At 70.4% G+C, this 16,050-nt stretch carries 16 protein-coding genes; 1 reads left to right on the top strand and 15 read right to left on the bottom strand.

The annotated features are described in order from the left end of the window. Positions 1 to 68 precede the first annotated feature (68 nt). Entirely contained in the window at positions 69 to 1,382 is a 1,314-nt protein-coding gene (locus ABZK10_RS07215) for a pyridoxal phosphate-dependent aminotransferase (protein ID WP_353808498.1), read from the top strand. Here the strand turns inward: ABZK10_RS07215 and ABZK10_RS07210 are convergent. The 15 genes from ABZK10_RS07210 to ABZK10_RS07140 all read right to left on the bottom strand — a co-directional run bounded on the left by ABZK10_RS07210 (position 1,339) and on the right by ABZK10_RS07140 (position 16,037). Then, complete coding sequence (locus ABZK10_RS07210; RefSeq protein ID WP_353808497.1) at positions 1,339 to 2,193, bottom strand: HTTM domain-containing protein; 855 nt, start codon at positions 2,191 to 2,193, stop codon at positions 1,339 to 1,341. The genes ABZK10_RS07215 and ABZK10_RS07210 overlap by 44 nt on opposite strands. Continuing rightward, complete coding sequence (locus tag ABZK10_RS07205) at positions 2,178 to 2,507, bottom strand: hypothetical protein (protein ID WP_353808496.1); 330 nt, start codon at positions 2,505 to 2,507, stop codon at positions 2,178 to 2,180. The genes ABZK10_RS07210 and ABZK10_RS07205 overlap by 16 nt, the downstream gene beginning before the upstream one ends. A gap of 102 nt (positions 2,508 to 2,609) precedes the next feature. Then, on the bottom strand, positions 2,610 to 3,611 hold the full coding sequence (locus ABZK10_RS07200; RefSeq protein ID WP_353808495.1) for an alpha/beta hydrolase: 1,002 nt from the start codon (positions 3,609 to 3,611) through the stop codon (positions 2,610 to 2,612). 48 nt (positions 3,612 to 3,659) lie between these two features. Further along, positions 3,660 to 4,298, bottom strand: coding sequence for a hypothetical protein (locus ABZK10_RS07195; RefSeq protein ID WP_353808494.1), 639 nt, complete (start codon positions 4,296 to 4,298; stop codon positions 3,660 to 3,662). 76 nt (positions 4,299 to 4,374) lie between these two features. Beyond that, the gene (locus ABZK10_RS07190; protein ID WP_353808493.1) at positions 4,375 to 5,940 is read right to left on the bottom strand and encodes a CpaE/TadZ family protein; all 1,566 of its coding nucleotides are present in this window, start codon (positions 5,938 to 5,940) and stop codon (positions 4,375 to 4,377) included. Positions 5,941 to 6,222: 282 nt separating this feature from the next. Then, positions 6,223 to 7,104 (bottom strand): type II secretion system F family protein, encoded by an 882-nt coding sequence (locus tag ABZK10_RS07185; RefSeq protein WP_353808491.1) that lies wholly within the window; start codon positions 7,102 to 7,104, stop codon positions 6,223 to 6,225. Between the two features lie 8 nt (positions 7,105 to 7,112). Continuing rightward, on the bottom strand, positions 7,113 to 8,069 hold the full coding sequence (locus tag ABZK10_RS07180) for a type II secretion system F family protein (RefSeq protein WP_353808490.1): 957 nt from the start codon (positions 8,067 to 8,069) through the stop codon (positions 7,113 to 7,115). Beyond that, positions 8,066 to 9,631: a TadA family conjugal transfer-associated ATPase gene (locus tag ABZK10_RS07175; RefSeq protein ID WP_353808489.1), complete on the bottom strand. Its 1,566-nt coding sequence runs from the start codon at positions 9,629 to 9,631 to the stop codon at positions 8,066 to 8,068. The genes ABZK10_RS07180 and ABZK10_RS07175 overlap by 4 nt, the downstream gene beginning before the upstream one ends. Next, the gene (locus tag ABZK10_RS07170; protein WP_353808488.1) at positions 9,628 to 10,953 is read right to left on the bottom strand and encodes a CpaE/TadZ family protein; all 1,326 of its coding nucleotides are present in this window, start codon (positions 10,951 to 10,953) and stop codon (positions 9,628 to 9,630) included. Before ABZK10_RS07170 ends, ABZK10_RS07175 begins: the two co-directional genes overlap by 4 nt. Continuing rightward, on the bottom strand, positions 10,950 to 11,696 hold the full coding sequence (locus tag ABZK10_RS07165) for an RcpC/CpaB family pilus assembly protein (protein ID WP_353808487.1): 747 nt from the start codon (positions 11,694 to 11,696) through the stop codon (positions 10,950 to 10,952). The genes ABZK10_RS07170 and ABZK10_RS07165 overlap by 4 nt, the downstream gene beginning before the upstream one ends. 51 nt (positions 11,697 to 11,747) lie before the next feature. Beyond that, entirely contained in the window at positions 11,748 to 12,827 is a 1,080-nt protein-coding gene (locus ABZK10_RS07160) for a Tad domain-containing protein (protein ID WP_353808486.1), read from the bottom strand. Next, positions 12,815 to 13,222: a TadE/TadG family type IV pilus assembly protein gene (locus ABZK10_RS07155; protein ID WP_353808485.1), complete on the bottom strand. Its 408-nt coding sequence runs from the start codon at positions 13,220 to 13,222 to the stop codon at positions 12,815 to 12,817. Before ABZK10_RS07155 ends, ABZK10_RS07160 begins: the two co-directional genes overlap by 13 nt. Before the next feature lie 94 nt (positions 13,223 to 13,316). Then, positions 13,317 to 13,517, bottom strand: a complete 201-nt coding sequence (locus ABZK10_RS07150) for a Flp family type IVb pilin (RefSeq protein WP_353808484.1) — start codon at positions 13,515 to 13,517, stop codon at positions 13,317 to 13,319. 108 nt (positions 13,518 to 13,625) lie between these two features. Then, the gene (locus ABZK10_RS07145; protein WP_353808483.1) at positions 13,626 to 15,089 is read right to left on the bottom strand and encodes a hypothetical protein; all 1,464 of its coding nucleotides are present in this window, start codon (positions 15,087 to 15,089) and stop codon (positions 13,626 to 13,628) included. A 216-nt stretch (positions 15,090 to 15,305) separates the two neighbouring features. Further along, a complete protein-coding gene (locus ABZK10_RS07140; protein ID WP_353808482.1) occupies positions 15,306 to 16,037 on the bottom strand; it encodes a prepilin peptidase in 732 nt (243 codons plus the stop codon). Between the last annotated feature and the right edge of the window lie 13 nt (positions 16,038 to 16,050).

Here is a 16,050-nt window from a genome sequence, read left to right as displayed (position 1 = left end):
GAGGGCACGCGGGCTGCTTCGCAGCATCCGGCAACGCGGCCGAAACCGGCCGGGTCTAGGTTGCGGTCATGGCAACGCTCGCACCCCATATCCCGGCCGTGCCGGGATCCGGCATCCGCCGCATCTACGAGATCGCGGCCGAGCTCGACGGCATCGTCTCGCTCGGCGTCGGCGAGCCCGACGTGCCGGTCGCGCCGCACATCGCCGCCGCGGCGCGTGCCGCGTGGGAGCGCGACGACACCGACTACTCGCCGAACGGCGGCATCCTGCCGCTGCGCCGGGCGCTGGTCGACAAGCTCGCCCGCGACAACGACGTGCACGTGTCGGTCGAGCAGGTGTGGGTCACGATCGGCGGCACGCAGGCGCTCAACCTCGCGATGCACCTCATCCTCGCCGCGGGCGACGAGGTGCTCGTGCCCGACCCCGGCTACACCACGTTCACCATGAACGCGCGCATGCTCGACGCGGTGCCGGTGCCGTACCCGCTCTCGCCCGAGCGCGGATTCACACCCGACATCGCCGAGCTCGAGCGCATGGTCACGCCGCGCACGCGCCTGCTCATCGTGAACTCCCCGTCGAACCCGCTCGGCGCGGTCTTCGGCCGCGAGGTGCTCGCCGAACTGCTCGCGTTCGCGCAGCGGCACGACCTGTGGGTGCTCTCCGACGAGGTCTACGAGCGCTTCACCTGGGGCGAGCCGCACGTGAGCATCGCGAGCCTCGACACCGACGACCGCGTCTTCACGGTGCACTCGTTCTCGAAGACCTACGCGATGACGGGCATCCGCGTCGGCTCACTCGTGACGCCGCCGGGCCTCGCCGCCACCATGCGCACCATGCAGGAGGCGACGATCGGATGCGTCGGCATGCCGGCGCAGTACGCCGCCCTCGCCGCGCTCGAGGGCGACCAGTCCCACGTCGCGGCGGCCGGCGCGCACTACCGCGCGAACTTCGAGGTCGCCGCGACGGAGCTCGAGGCCCGGGGCATCCGCTACCTGCGCCCCAACGGGGCGTTCTACCTCTGGGCCGACGTCTCGCACGCGACCGACGGCGACGTGGCGGGCTGGGCCGAGCGCTTCCTGCTGCAGGAGCGCGTCGCGATCGCACCGGGCTCGGCGTTCGGCCGCACCGGCGAGGGGTGGATCCGCCTCTGCCTCGCGGTCGACGAGCATGCGCTGGTCACGGGCATCCGTCGCCTGCCGCCGGGGCCGGGGGCGATTCGGGGAGCGGATGCCGCGGGGCCGGAGATCGCAGGGTCGGATTCCGCGGGGGCGGATGCCGCAGGGCCGGACGTCGCAGCGTCGGAGGCCGCAGGAGCGGTCGCGCCGCTCGACGCGGGCGTCACGCCGTCGGTGCGGGCCGCCGGCGACGCATCCGTCGCCTGAACCTGCGCCAGGCGTCGTGCGTGCGCTCGGCGAGCGCCCCGCCGCCACGGAGCCACTCGGCGCCGGCGAGCACGTAGGCCGGCGCCATGAGCAGGGCGAACAGCACCAGCGGGAACGGGTCCTGCAGGGTCGCGAGGATGCCGACGTGCAGGCCGGCGCCCGCGAGGAGCACGAGCGGGAACAGCGGGCGCACCCAGAGCCCGATGCCGAGGAAGAGCTCGGTGGCGATGCTCGCGATCGCGAGCACCGGCAGCACCGGCGTGAGCGCGTCCATGAGGCCGTTGCCGAAGTTCGCGAACACGTCGCCGGCGAGGTAGTCGCGGTTCACCTTCGCGATGGCGGTCCAGAGGTAGACCGACGAGAGCAGCGCGCGGATGAGGAACGCGGGCCAGTACGGCACCTGTGCGGGCGGGCGACCACGGCGGCGCACGGAGAACGCCCGGTGCGCGCCGCTCGGAGCGAGCAGTGCGGCCAGCAGCACGAGCAGGAGCGCGTGGTTGCTGTAGGCCTGCTGGTCGGCGAGGAGGGCGACGGCGCCGGATGCCGCGACCAGCGTCGGCGCGACCGGGCCGAACACGCCGAGCACCATGCCGACGGCGCCGAGCACCGCGACGAGGTACAGCCACACGACGACCGGGGCGGCGACCACCGGCGCCCCGGGGATCACCGGAAGGGCGAGATATTCGCCGTCGGCCGCGCGGAGGAGCGGCAGGGTCCACTCGAACGAGACGCCGAGCGCCGCCAGGCCGATGAGGATGCGCGAGAGCGCGAGCGGCCTGGCGTCCACCGTGCGGGTCAGAAGTCCGCGCATGCGAACTCCTCGTCGAGGGCCGGATGCTCCCGCACGGCGCGCACGCGCACGAGCGTCGCGTCGCGGGCGCAGAGGAACCGGCTCCCCGGTTCGGCGTAGTCGACCTCGATGCGGTTGCCAGCGGCGATCTCGGCGATGGGCACGGCCTCGGTCGAACCGTCGTCGTGCTCGACCTCGAAGACGAGCCCCGTCTGGTAGCCCGAGTACATGTGCCAGCCCAGGAACGTGGGCGTCTCCGACAGGCTCGCGATGCCTGGCACGATCACCATCGCGGCGAGCGCGGTGACGACGATCGCGAGTCGGAGCCGGGGCATGACATGGAGCCTATTCGCGCGAGGCATCCGGGTCATCGCCCCGTTCGCGGGGCATCGATGCGGCCCGGCCGACTCGTCGCCGGCGAGGCATCCGTCACACCGTCAGACGGGCGAGAAGCCGCGCAACCACCGCGTCACGCGCGCGTAGGCGTCCTGGCGCACCTCCGGGCGCGAGAGGAACACGTCGTGCAGGGCGCCGTCGATGCGCTCGACCGTCACCGACGGGCCGAGCCGGAGCGCACGCTCGGCCATCTCGTCGACGACGAGCACGCTGTCGCTCGAACGCATCTCCTCGCTCCAGCGTGCCTGGATCGTCGTGCGCTTCGACAGCAGGGTGAGCACGGGCGCGCCGACGTCGATGCCGGCGGCGACTCGCGCATGCCCGGCGAGCACCGCCGAGAGCCAGCCGGCGGGCGCCGGGAACCCGCGGTCGGGGCGCCAGGCGTGGTCGTACGTCCACTCGCCGCCCTGCTCCTCCGCGACCGCGCGCGTGTAGAACCCGAGGTCGACGTTCGGCAGGCCGCCGCGCGGGTCGACCCGGGCCGAGAGGTCGATGAGCGGCGTCATCGCCTCGCGCCCGATGCGGCTGGCCTGGAACTCCAGCCACGGGCTGTTCAGAATCAGGGCGGATGCGACGCCGGGGTGTCGCGCGGCCCACAGCGCCAGCGTGAGCCCGCCGGTCGAGTGCCCGAGCAGGATGAGCGGGCGTGCCGAGACCGGCCCGTCGATCGGGTGCCCCATGGCGGCGAGCGCGGCCTCGATGTCCTCGTCGTAGGCGGCGAGGGCGTTCACGAAGCCCGGGGTCTGCCCGCCGCGGAGGCTCCGCCCGTACTTGCGCAGGTCGAGGGCGAAGAACCGCGCACCGGCATCCGCCCAGAACTCGGCGAGCTCGGTCTGGAAGAAGTAGTCGCTCCAGCCGTGCACGTAGAGCACGTCGCAGTCGGCCGCAGCCCCCGGCGTCAGCCGCCAGCGGAAGCGCGGGCGGTGGCGCACGAGCGTCGCGACGACCTCGCCCTCGTCGTCCTCCGCCAACGGCAGCGTCAGCTGCTCGTACCGCTCGCCGAGCACGTCCGGCTGCCAGTCGGGCTCGCTCCCCCTGCTCACGTCGGCCTCCCCACCCTCAGCCTACGGCCGGCGCGGGCGGGCGGGCCGCTAGACCAGGACGATCGCGAGCACCGCGCCCGCCATGATCGACGGGCCGAGCGGCAGGGCGCCGGCCAGTCGCGTGGCGTCGCCGCGCAGCACGGCGACGGATGCGGCGAGGAACCCGATCACAAGCATGCCGGCGAGGCCCGCCAGCCACGCCTCCCACCCCAGGTACCCGAGCATCAGGCCGGCGAGCACCGGGAGGCCGAGGTCCCGCCAGGCCACCACGCGCGGGAGCCAGCGCGCACCGGCGGCGGCGATGGCGGACATGCCGATGGCGCCGAGCCCGGCCCAGAGCAGCGACCACCAGGCGTCGTCGATCGCGGCGGCGACCACCAGCATGCCGGCGACGAGCACGCCGGCGCTGGTCACGGTGCCGGCGGGGACGCGCCGCTCCGCGGCATCCATCGTCGCGAGCGCCGCGCCGGTGATGAGGAAGACCAGTGCCGGCAGCAGTACCGGCGACACGCCGATGCCCCAGCAGATCGCGATGCCGCCGAGTGCGGCGAAGACGGTGACGACGATGCGCGAACGCCGGCTCCACAGCCGCGTGCCGTGGGTGCCGCTGCGCGCGGACCCCGCGATCGGCCACCAGCCCGCGACGGCGCCGAAGACCGCACCGCCGCCCAGGAGTATCGCCGTCACGCGAGGAAGGGTAGCCCGGGCGCGCTCGCGGGCGGGCCGGTGCGGCGCGAACCCTGTGGAGAACCGGCCCCGGTCGTCACGACGCGCGCCAGCGGCGGTGGATGCGGCGACGCGTCGGCACCGCGGCCGGGTCGATGCGCTGCACCAGGCGCCGGAACGCCTTCGCCGCCGCATCGCGCACGTCGTGGTGGATGAGCGGGACGCCCTCGTTGCTCGCGAAGAGCACCGCGGGCGAGCGCGGCACGTCGATGTCGAACGGGACGCCCACGACCTCCGCCGCCTGGGCCGGCGTGATGCCCGCGCGCCGGTTGCTGAAGTTCAGCACGACATGCCGGTTCGGGGGCATGCCGTCGGATGCCTCGAGCAGCTCGAGCTCCTTGCGCATCGCGTGCAGGCTCGGCGTGTTGATGTTCGCGATGAAGACGCCGTCGGTCGCGGCCGCGATGAGCGCGAGGCTGTGCGGGCCGACACCGGGGGTCGTGTCGACCACCACGTACCGGAAGCGGCCCGAGAGGCGTCGGACCACCGCGACGAGGTCCTCGGGCGTCACGTGCTCCGCATCCTCCGGCGTCGGCGGCGCCTGCATGACGAAGAAGTCGTCCTCGTGGCGCAGCAGCCCCGAGACGAGGTCGTCGTCGTCGCGTGTCTCGAGCGCACCGACGACCGTGCGCGACTCCGGCAGCCCCAGCGCGAAGGCGATGTCGCCGAACTGGAGGTCGGCGTCGACGAGCACGACCTCGCCCGGCACGACCTCCGCGAGGCCGACCGCGATGTTGATCGCCGCGGTCGTCTTGCCTTGGCCGCCCTTCGGCGCGGCGACGACGATGATCTCGCTGCGGACCCCGGTGGGCGCGTCGTCGGCGGGCCCGGCGAGCTCGGCAGTGGTGGCGCGCCCGGCATCCTGTACCGGCAGGGTCGCCGTCCGGGTCGGCGGCTCGACGGTCGACGGCGGCGGCTCAGGCGTGGCTTGGGACGCCGCGGCGGGCGCCCGACGCACCGGCGGCGGCGGGGGCGGCGGAGTGGGGCCCGGGCGCGGGACGGCGGTCGGGGCGCTCACGAGGTCGGGCAGGGCAGCGGGTACCCGCGACGCCGCGGGGTCGGGCGAGACTGCGGCGGACGTGGGCTGCGGGGTCGGGGGCGGCTCGGTGGCATCCGCCACCCAGACCACCTCGTCGTCGAAATCGGGCAGGTCGCGCTTCGGGGCGGCCGGCTCGGGTTCGGGCTCGTTCACGGCGTCGACGCCGCCGAACTCGCCCGCCTCCATGTCCTCGCCGTACTCGGCGAGCCAGGTGTCGAGCCGGTTGACCAGGTCGAGCGTCTCAGCGTCGGTCGCCTGAGCGGGGACCACGGCGTGGATGCCGCGGCCGATCCAGGTCTCCGGGTCGCCCGGCTCCGATTCGACGATCACCAGCCCGATGTTCGGGTGCCGGGCGATGAGCGCCTCCGTCAGCGCGACCGTCTCCGGGAAGCGCAGCTCCGGCCCGAGGATCGCGATGCGCGGCGAGGTGCCCACCCGGTCGAGCACGAGCGAGGTGCCGATGCCGAGGAACTCGCCCGGGATGGAGCGCAGGTTCGTGCCGAGGAGCCGCCGCATGCGCAGGTCGTAGGCCGTGTTCCGGCTGACGAGGATGTACGGCTTCATGCCCGATCGCCCCCTGCCAGGCTCGGCCGGGCGCGATGCGATGCCTCGTCTGCGGGTCTGGCGACGTCGTCAGCGCCGCCCATTCGGATGCGCATGGGGGGATGCTCGTCCTCGGCTCGGGATCGGTCGGGCCGCAGCGTCGCGAAGCCCAGCGCACCCGCGGGGGGACGGGCGCGAACGCATTCACGTTAGCGCGTCCGGGCCCCGTGACGAACCCGAGGATGGCTCGCTGGGGATCGGCTCGCGGTTCGGTGCTTCGACCACGACCGATCTCCGAGGGCCCTACCGCGCGAACACGCCGACGATGCTGACCGCGGCCGGGTACAGGAGCACGATGAAGAGCACCGGAAGGATGCAGAAGACCAGCGGGAAGATCACCTTCACCGGCACCTTCATCGCCTGCTCCTCGGCGCGCTGGCGACGACGGAGGCGCATCTCCCCCGCCTGCACGCGCAGCACGTCGGCGACGGAGATGCCGTAGCGGTCGGCCTGCAGGATGGCTCGGATGAATCGGCGCAGGTCTTCGCAGTCGGTCCGGGCGAGCAGTGCCTCGTACGCGTCGGCGCGGGAACGCCCGATGCTCATGTCCTGGAGGGTGCGGATGAGTTCGTCGTTGAGCGGCGTCGCCCCCGCCTGCGCGGTCTTGGTCATTGCCGCTTCGAACCCGAGACCGGCCTCCACCGCGATGGTCATCTGGTCGAGGATGTCGGGAAGCGCGAGCTCGATCGACTTCTGCCGCTCCGATGCGCGCCCGGCGAGGAACCCGTCGGGGACGACGAAGAGCAGGATGGTGAGCAGGATCGAGAGGAAGACCAGCACCCCGGAGCCGCTGGCTGCGATGGCCCAGATCACGATGAGGAGCCCGAACGCTGTGAGGACGGTCTTGAGGAGGAGGAACCCTCCGACGGTCCAGTCACCGCCTCGGCCGGCGTAGAGGATCTTGCGCTGGATCCACCCGGTGTACCCCGACGGCATCACGTCTGCCAGCAGTTCGGCGAACGTGCGCCGTTCGCCCGGGTCACGCACGCGCGAGCCGGCAGCGTCGGCGGAGACGACCTCCGCGACCGCCTTGCTCGACGGGATCGAGGCGATGATCACGAACAGCAGCAGCCCGACGCCCACGGCGATCGCCGCCGCCCCGATGTACCCGATGTAGTCGACCATGAACATCCCTAGAACTTCACCCTCACCGCGAAGATCATCCAGACCGTTCCGGCGATCAACAGGAGGACTGCGAGGACGAGGGCCGCGATCCCGAACACCGACTGGACGAACGGAGCCACGTAGCCCGGGCTCGTGATCGCGAGGAACCCGAACACGCCGATCGGGAGCAGCACCAGCACGACTGCGGAGAGACGTCCCTCCGCGCTGAGTGCCGAGACCTGGCGCTTGATCTGGTTGCGCTCACGGATCGTCGCCGACGCGCGCAGCAACGTCTCGGCCAGGTTTCCACCGGTCTCGCGGTTGATCGCGATCGCCTGCGTGACCCAGTCGAAGTCGTCCGACTGCATGCGGGCGCTCGTCGCCTCCAGCGCGATGTTCAGGTCGCGACCCAGGCGGGTCTCGTTCACCACCCGGGAGAACTCCTCCGAGGTCGGCGAGTCCGCGTCCCGGGCGACGGAGGACATGGCCTGGGTGAGCCCGTGACCGGCACGGAGGTTGCCGGCGAGCAGCTGGAGGGTGTCGTCCAGCTGGTCGGCGAACTTCGCACGGCGCCGCGACGTGCGCAGCGACAGCCACAGCTTCGCAAGAAGCGGGCCCATGAGCCCGAACAGGATCGCGAACAGCAGGGCGGCGATCGATCCGAGGCCGAGCAGCACCCCGAGCGCCGCGAGCACCATCGAGAACGAGAAGACCATCAGCAGGAAGGCGGACGGCTGCATGCGCACGCCGGCCAGCTCGAGGACCTCCTCGCTGAACATCCCGGCACGCCGTCGCTGCAGGATCGTCTCGATCCCCGCCACGGTGCGGTCGGTGGCCTTCGACAGCGAGGAGACATGCTGTTCGCCGGGAGCCAGCCGGCGTTCGAGGGACACTCGCGGCGCGGGCGGGGCGATGACGAACAGCACGAGCGCCAGGAGGGCGAAGAGGACGAGCAGCGTCCCGAGGAGCAGGAACGCGGGAGTCACAGACGATCACCCATACGCGGCGCCTGGGCCATGAACATCGAGTTCGGCACCGTGATGCCGTAGTCCGCCAGGTGGTCGACGAATCGCGGACGCACGCCGGTGGCGACGGCATGCCCCAGGAACCGGCCGTTCTCGTCGACGCCCGCAGCGTAGTCGAACTTGAAGGCATCCTCGAGCGTGATGATGTCGCCTTCCATCCCCTGGACCTCGGTGACGCTCACGACGCGACGCGTGCCGTCGCGGAGGCGGCCGATCTGGACCACGATGTCGATCGCCGAGGCGATCTGCTCGCGGATCGCTCGGAGCGGCAGGTCCATGCCCGCCATGAGCACCAGGGTCTCGAGACGCGAGAGCGCGTCTCGGGGCGAGTTCGCGTGGATCGTCGAGATCGAGCCCTCGTGACCGGTGTTCATCGCCTGCAGCATGTCGAGCGCCTCGGCCCCACGCACCTCGCCGATGACGATGCGGTCGGGGCGCATGCGCAGCGAGTTCCGTACGAGGTCGCGGATCGTTACCTCGCCGCGGCCCTCGATATTGGGCGGGCGGGACTCGAGCCGAACGACGTGATCCTGCTGCAGCTGGAGTTCGACCGCATCCTCGATGGTGATGATGCGCTCGTCATTCGAGATGAAGTGCGACAGCACGTTCAGGAGGGTGGTCTTACCGGTGCCGGTACCGCCCGAGACGAGGATCGTCAGCCTGCCGCGCACTGCCGCGCGCAGGAGCTCGACCATCTGGCTCGACATCGTGTCGAAGCGTACGAGGTCCTCGACGGTCAGCGGCGTCTTCGCGAACTTTCGAATCGTCAGCGAGGAGCCGTCGACCGCGAGCGGCGGGATGACGGCGTTGACACGTGAACCGTCTTCGAGGCGGGCGTCCACAAGCGGCGACGACTCGTCGATGCGACGTCCGACGCGCGACACGATGCGCTCGATCACGCGTCGCAGCTGGCCCTCGCTCGTGAAGACCTGGCGCGACTCGTAGAGGCGACCGTTCCGCTCGACGAACACCTGGTCGCGGCGGTTCACCATGATCTCGGTGATCTCCGGGTCGTCGAGCATCGGCTCGAGCGGTCCGAACCCGAGCACGTCCGCACCGATCTCCTGGATCAACCGGTTGCGCTCCACCGTGGTCAGGGCGACCTGCTCAGCCCCGACGATCCGGGTGAGCTCCTCGCGTGCGAGGGCGTGGAGCTGCTGCTCGGAGAGGCTCGAATCGTTCAGGCGCGCACCGATCCGTCGGAACAGCTCCTGGGCCGCGCGCTCCTTGAGCTCGGCGAGCGCGTCCTGGGCGCTGTCCCGACGTTCGTGGTGCTCCTCGCCGGCGATCGCCTCCCACGTGGAGGAGTGCTCGGGCGAATCGCCGTCGGCACCGGGAGACGGCACCGGCTCGTCGTGCTCGAGCGGCGAGGGGAGCGCCGCAGCGGGCGCGGACTCGTCGACGGGCGCGTCGCTCACAGCGCCCGCCGGTGCGAGCGGCGCCAGCGCCTCGGCGGGCTCGACCTCGGGCTCGCCTGCCGCATGCGCACCACGGGCGCGCTCCAGTCGATCACTCAGTCTCATGATGCTCTCGACTTCCTGTGGATTCGTCGCCTGGTCGGGACGGCGGACGGCTCGATCTTCTGGACCAGCTCGCGAAGCGCACCCGCTGCGGGGTCGCGCACGTCGAAGTGGATCAGCGGCTCGCCCTGGTTGCTCGCGAACACCACGGCGCCCGACCGCGGCACCACGGTGCCGATGTCAGCGCCGATGATGTGCTCTGCATCACCCACCGTGATCCCGCTCTTCTTATCCACGAAGTTCAGGACCACGTGGCGGTTCGACGGCAGCAACTCGATGTCGACGAGCAGCTTGAGTTCCTTGCGGAGCGCTCGGAGGCTCGGCACGGTCATGTTGGTGACGAAGACGGCGTCCGTCGATTGTTCGATGGCGGCGAGGGTGTGCTCGCCGAGGCCGGGACTCGTGTCCACGACCACGTAGCGGAACTGCGTGGAGAGGTTCTGGATGAGCGCGCCGAGGTTCTGCGGCGAGACTTCGTCTGCGAGTTCGGGAGAGTCCGGGGCCGCGGCGACGAAGAAATCGTCCTCGTGGCGCGTGAGCTGGGTCTTCAGTGCGAGCTCATCGCTCATCGACGCGATCAGGTCGGCGAGCGCGGTGCGCGGCGTGAGCGAGAGTGCATTCGCGATGTCGCCGAACTGCAGGTCGGCGTCGACGAGCACCACCGAGTTCGGATGCACCTCCGCCAGGCCGACAGCGAGGTTGATCGAGGTCGTCGTCTTCCCCTGGCCGCCCTTGGGCGCCGTCACGACGATGATCTCGCTCCGCACGCCCTCCTCGAGCGGCGGCGGGAGGATCCACTCCTCTTCGGGCTCGGCTTCCTCCGCGGGCGGCTCGGGCTCGGGTTCCGGCTCGGGCTCGGCCTGCTGCTCCGCGACCATCAGGAACGAGGTGTCCGCGGTCTCGGTCGAGTCGTCCTCGTCGTCGACTTCCGCCGGTGCGGCCGGGAGCCGCCCATACGCGACCAGCCAATCGTCGAGGCGCTCGATCAGGCTCGTGATCGTCTGGTCGGACGCATCGGGGCTGAGCACCGCGTGGATGTCCATCGCGTCGATCCAGTCCTCGAGGTCGCTCCGCTGTTCGCGCACCACGACGATGCCGATCCCGGGGTAGCGCTCCGACAACTCGGCGGCGACGGACTTCGTCTCATCGAAGCTCAGGAGTGGTCCGAGCAGCACGATGCGCGGCGCGCTGGTCATCTGCGCGACGACCTGCTGCGCACCGAACGCGAGGTACTCCCCCGGAACCGGGGTGACGCGCGCTCGGAAGAGGCGACGGAGTCGGGTCTCGTACTCCGCGCTTCGACTGACCAGCGTGTATCTGCTCACTCCCAGAAGTTTTCCCCAGTCACCTGGCTCGAACCCGACTCGCTCGCGCTCTCGGGCTCGAGCGTCAGCCAGATTCCCGCGTTGCCCTCGGCAGCCCACACCAGGCGTTCGACCTGCGGAGTCGTGGCCGCGAACGTCACCATGATCGTGGTGGCTCCGTCACCGGTCGACTCGGAGTCCTCGCTGACGAGGGCCGTCCCTCCCTGAATGCGGGTCACGAGCATCTTGTGATAGACGAACTGCGTGGTCGACTCGGTCTCGATCGTTCCGTCCGGCTGCTCCGTCTCCTGCTCGACCGTCCCGACGACACCCACGGTGCTGCCCGGCCGAACCGTGCCTCCCGCGACGCGATCCACCGAGAGCGCGATCGTGACCTCCTGCGCACCGTCGGGAAGCGGGACGTCACCGGACGCCGCGACTTCGAGCGGCGACGCGAACCGGCCCTCGACCAGCTGCTCGCCGATGAGCAGGTCCGTCGTCGTCACCAGTCCCGCGAGCTCGGCGAGGTCCTCGACGACGCCCGGCTGGACGGCGTTGGCAGTGATCCGCCGCTCCACGACGAAGTCGGCGATCGCCTCCCCGCTGGTGCCGCGCGGGACGTCCTCCTCGACGACGTAGACATCGACCAACTCGGCACCGGCTGCGGCGCGCTCATCGGCGCCGTTCACGTAGTTCACGACGAGGAAGGCGCCGGCGGCGGCGAGTACGATGGCGGCGATCGCGCCGATGATACGGATTCTCATGCGTCAGCTCTTGGGTCCTCGTTCGATTCGGGTTGGTGGGCGATCGGACGGCTAGTTGATCGGGTCGTCGTAGTCGAGCAGCCGGATCACCGTCAGCCCGCCGTCGGGAGTGCCGGAGTCGCCGAGCTCGAAGTCCTCGCCGATCTCGACGTAGCGGACGAAGTACCCCTGCAGCCCGAACTCACCGCCGGCGAACCCCGGCGAGTTCGACTCGCCAGGCAGGTAGCAGCTGTTGCCGGTCTTCTGGCCGGGTGCCTGGCAGCTGCCGCTCGCGATGTGGTAGCCGGTCACCTCGAAGGCGGCGAAGCGTGCGATGTTGTAGCTGCCATGGTTGCCGGTGGCGTCGGGCGTGAACGAGTCGTAGATGGGAACGAGCACGGTCTGGCCGATCACGTCGGCAAGGTAGTCGTCGGGGCAGCCGCCCGCCTTCGTGTCCGAGCTGCCGGGCACGCCCTGCTCCGGCACGCCCACCTCGACCTCGACGACGCAGTCCGGCGACCCGTCGCCGTCGATGTCGTCACCCTCGAGCCACCCGAATCCGCCCGGGTAGTTCGGCCCGCATTCCTCCGGGTTCTTCGCGCCGTTGCCGGGTCCGATGAGCATCAGGATGAACGGATCGCCGGTCTCCTCGGTGCCGGGATCGAAGTTGCGCGTCAGTTCGCACTCGGCGACCGCAAGCGGAATCGTCCCACCCTTGATCGGCGAGCCCCAGAGGGACGCCGCACCGGCACTGACGGTCGTAGTGCCCGCGCCGCCCCCGAAGAGGAAGCCGGCGAGCAGGTGCGGGAACTCGCCCGACGCGGAGACGCGGACGAAGTTCTGCGAGTAGTTGATGGTGTCGATGGTGGCCGTGCCATCGACCGGCGTGCCGGCGTTGCCGTCCACGAATGACTCCGCGATGCCCGGCCCGTCGACCGAGCACACGGCCTCGCTCGCTCCGCATGACTTCGCGATCGCCAGCGCCGCCGCGTCCGCACCATGCTGGAGCTGCGCTCGCTCCGCGTGCAGCGCACCGACGTCGACCGCGATCGCTCCCGCACCCATCAGCGGCACGAACAGCAGCGCGATGAGCACCGCGTTCGCACCTCGCTCACGTCGCAGGTCGTGGAGCCGGGCTTTCAACCACCGCATGGCATCTCTCCTGTCGCCGTGAGTGAGAAGGACGAACCGATCGCATTCGCGAACCACGTCGTGATCGAACCGGGGTCCACGCTGATGACGGATAGTGCTGAGCCGGTACCGTCGCAATCGACGGTCACGCCCACCGTAGCGGTCGACCAGTCGACCAGCCCGGGGACGGCGGTCGCCTCCGCCTGTGCATCGGCGACCACGGTGGCGTCCTCCGAGTGGATGGAGGCGTAGCGCGCGGATATCCGGGCAGCATCGGAGATGGTCGCCTGCATGCTCCATAGCCGAGCGAACTCGATGATGACGATGAGGATGATGACCACGATCGGGAACGTCATCGCGAGTTCCACCGCGGCGGCACCGCGTTCGCTCGATCGAGCTGCTCTTCGCTTGATCACTCCGTGCCTTCTCCTCGGAGGCTGAGACCGACCTGTCCCGGCGATTCAGGGGCCCGGGCGAGAACCGCCCGAGCCCCTGAACCCACGTCGAACCCTACTGGACGCCCTGCGCGTCCATCCAGGTGCCGATCTCCGCGACGAAGTCGCTCAGGATCGGCGTCAGCGCGAGCGCCGCGACGACGAGGGCGATCGCCACGAGGCCCAGCACCAGCGCGTACTCGACGGCGGTCGCACCGCGCTCCTCCGAGCGGACGGAGTTGGCAAGGGCCTTCAGGTGGGTCAGAAACATGAGCATGGGTAGGGTCCTGTTCTCGCTCGTACGGGGATCGCGTTTACCGCGACTTCGGCAGGCTATGCGAAGAGCCTGTTTCGGGCCTACGCCCCAGTTCGGGGGTGCACGCCGTCAATCGCGGGTGTCGTTCGCAGCGTTCTCGGAGTGCCGAACCCAGGCCGAGTACCCGGCGCTGGTTCCGAACCGCTCCCAGTCCGCACTGCGATCGAGCTTGTCGGCGAGCGGATACACGGCCGGAAGGATCGCGCAGTCCGCACCCGATGGGATCTGCCCTCCGTTGTAGATCTGGACCGTGTCGATGATGTGGTCGCGCCCGTAGAAGTCTGCACGCCCGTCGATCCAGACCTTGACGTCCGGACGCGTGATGATGATGAGCGCCGCGACCCGATCGTCTGTGAACGACCTGCACCCCATCGGAAGGTCTGCCACCAGTACCGCCTGATCGGGACGCCCGTCATTGCGCAGGGCGACCAGGACGGGAAGCAGCAGCACGATGCACACACCGGTGACGATGACCGCCCAGAACCGACCGGATGTGTACTCGATCATCCTGGGATTCGAGAGCAGGCGGCTGCCCCCGCGCGACCGCCGCAGGCGCCGCACGGCGTCGGACGCGGCGGCGGCCACCAACGGGAGTGACATCAGCATGCCCACGAAGAGGAACCTGAAGGTACCGATTCCGGCGATCGTCGCCGGGACGGCGATGAGCGCGATCGGCACGGCGAGTGCCGCTCGGCGAGATCGCCAGCCGCCCGAACGCACGACGCCTATCGTCCACCACGTCGAGACCGATGCGCTCGAGACCGCGATGCCCGCGAGGACGAAACCTCGCCAGTCGACCGCGCCGATCTCCCAGACGGGCTGCCACTCGGTGATCAGGCCACGGCCGACACCGGCGACCACGCGCGACCGTTCGAGGGTCAACGGGATCCCGTACGGCGACAGGACGCACCCCAGGAAGAGCCCGACAGCGCCGCCGCATGACACGGATACCCAGCGGCGCAGATCGACGCCCGGGGACAGGGCCCAGACCACTGACCAGACCATCGCGATGACTGCCGCCCACAGCATGAACGACAGGTGCACCCAGTTGCCGATGAGCGAGAGAACAAGACCCGCCAGGGCGACGAGGATCGCCTCGCGAATGCGCGATGCCATCGCGGGTCGCGCAGCCCACCACCACGCCAGCAGCACCGCACCGAGCATCAGGATCTGCGCGGCGATCGGCGCTCGAGCCGACAGCATCGCCGACGAGGCCGCGATCACCGGCACCCATGCCAGCAGCGACGGCAGCGCTCGGGCGCCGAGCGCCCGAGCTGCGGTGATGCCGAGGGCGAAGTACCCGCAGATCGCGACGAAGGCCACCAGGAGCAGTCCCCGGAACCCCAGCCAGTCCCACCCGACGGCGAGCACGAGGTTCCATGCGGGCGAGTTCGGATACCAGATGCCGTCCGCCGCCCAGCTCCAGGTGTCGGCACGTGCGAGAGGCGCCCCTGCGATGGAGTCCAGACCAGCACGGGCCGACCAGAACTGATCCTGCTCAGTCGGGTTCGCCGCACGGAACGCGGCGAACATCACGAGCAGCGCGGCGACCAGGCCCCAGCGAACACGCTCCGACATGAGGTACCGATCACGTCTGGTGCGAGCGAGCACGTCGGCGCGCGGACTGCCCATCGGTCACCTTACTGTTCGAACTGGCCAGTGGCGCCTCATGGACACGCGCATCGGCGGGACGCGTCCACGCTAGCTCGCCGTCGCCGTCCGTACCGCCCCCACATCGGGTGCCGCCCCTCAGATTTCGGCGAGCAGGGGCAGGGACGCAGCAATGACGGCCCCGGCGACCATCGACGGGCCGAACGGTACGTGACCACGCAGCGTGACCATGCGCAGGAGGATCGCCACCACCGCGATCACGCCGCCGATGAAGAACGCGATGACGAGTCCCGCGGCCCAGAACACCCAGCCGAGACACCCCAGCACCAACCCGATCATGGCGGCGAGCTTCACGTCCCCGAATCCCATCCCCCCGGGGGCGACGATCGCGACGAGGAAGTACAGCGCGAACATCGCCGCACCACCTGCCAGTGCACCGAGCAGGGACCACCATGTTCCATTCACGGTGGCCGCGAGCACCAGCAACGTCGCCACCGCTGCCATCGAGGGGAGGAGCATGCGGTTGGGCAGGCGCTGTTCCTCGAGATCGACCAACGACATGGCGATCCCCGCCGCGGCGAACGCGAGGAGCCCGGGGAGCAGCCACGACGGCCCGTACGCCCAGGCCAGCGCACCGAATGCGAGGAGGCCGGCCAGCGTCGCGACCGGTCGGTACCACGTCGGCATGGAATGCGGGCTCGCCACGACCCGGAGGCCCGTGCCGGAAGTATCGTCCTCCTCGTCCGTGCCGCCGATCCGGTTGCGTGACGCCCAAGGGGCCAGCAGCAACCCTCCGATCAAGGCGCCGGCCAGACCCACGCAGATGACGAACAGCCATCCGTCCACTTGGGGAGTGATCGCATCCGGCATGCCGTGCAGCGTA

It is taken from the genome of Agromyces sp. SYSU T00194, assembly GCF_040496035.1.
GTDB lineage: Bacteria > Actinomycetota > Actinomycetes > Actinomycetales > Microbacteriaceae > Agromyces > Agromyces chitinivorans.
This window is presented reverse-complemented; position numbering and strand designations above follow the sequence as displayed.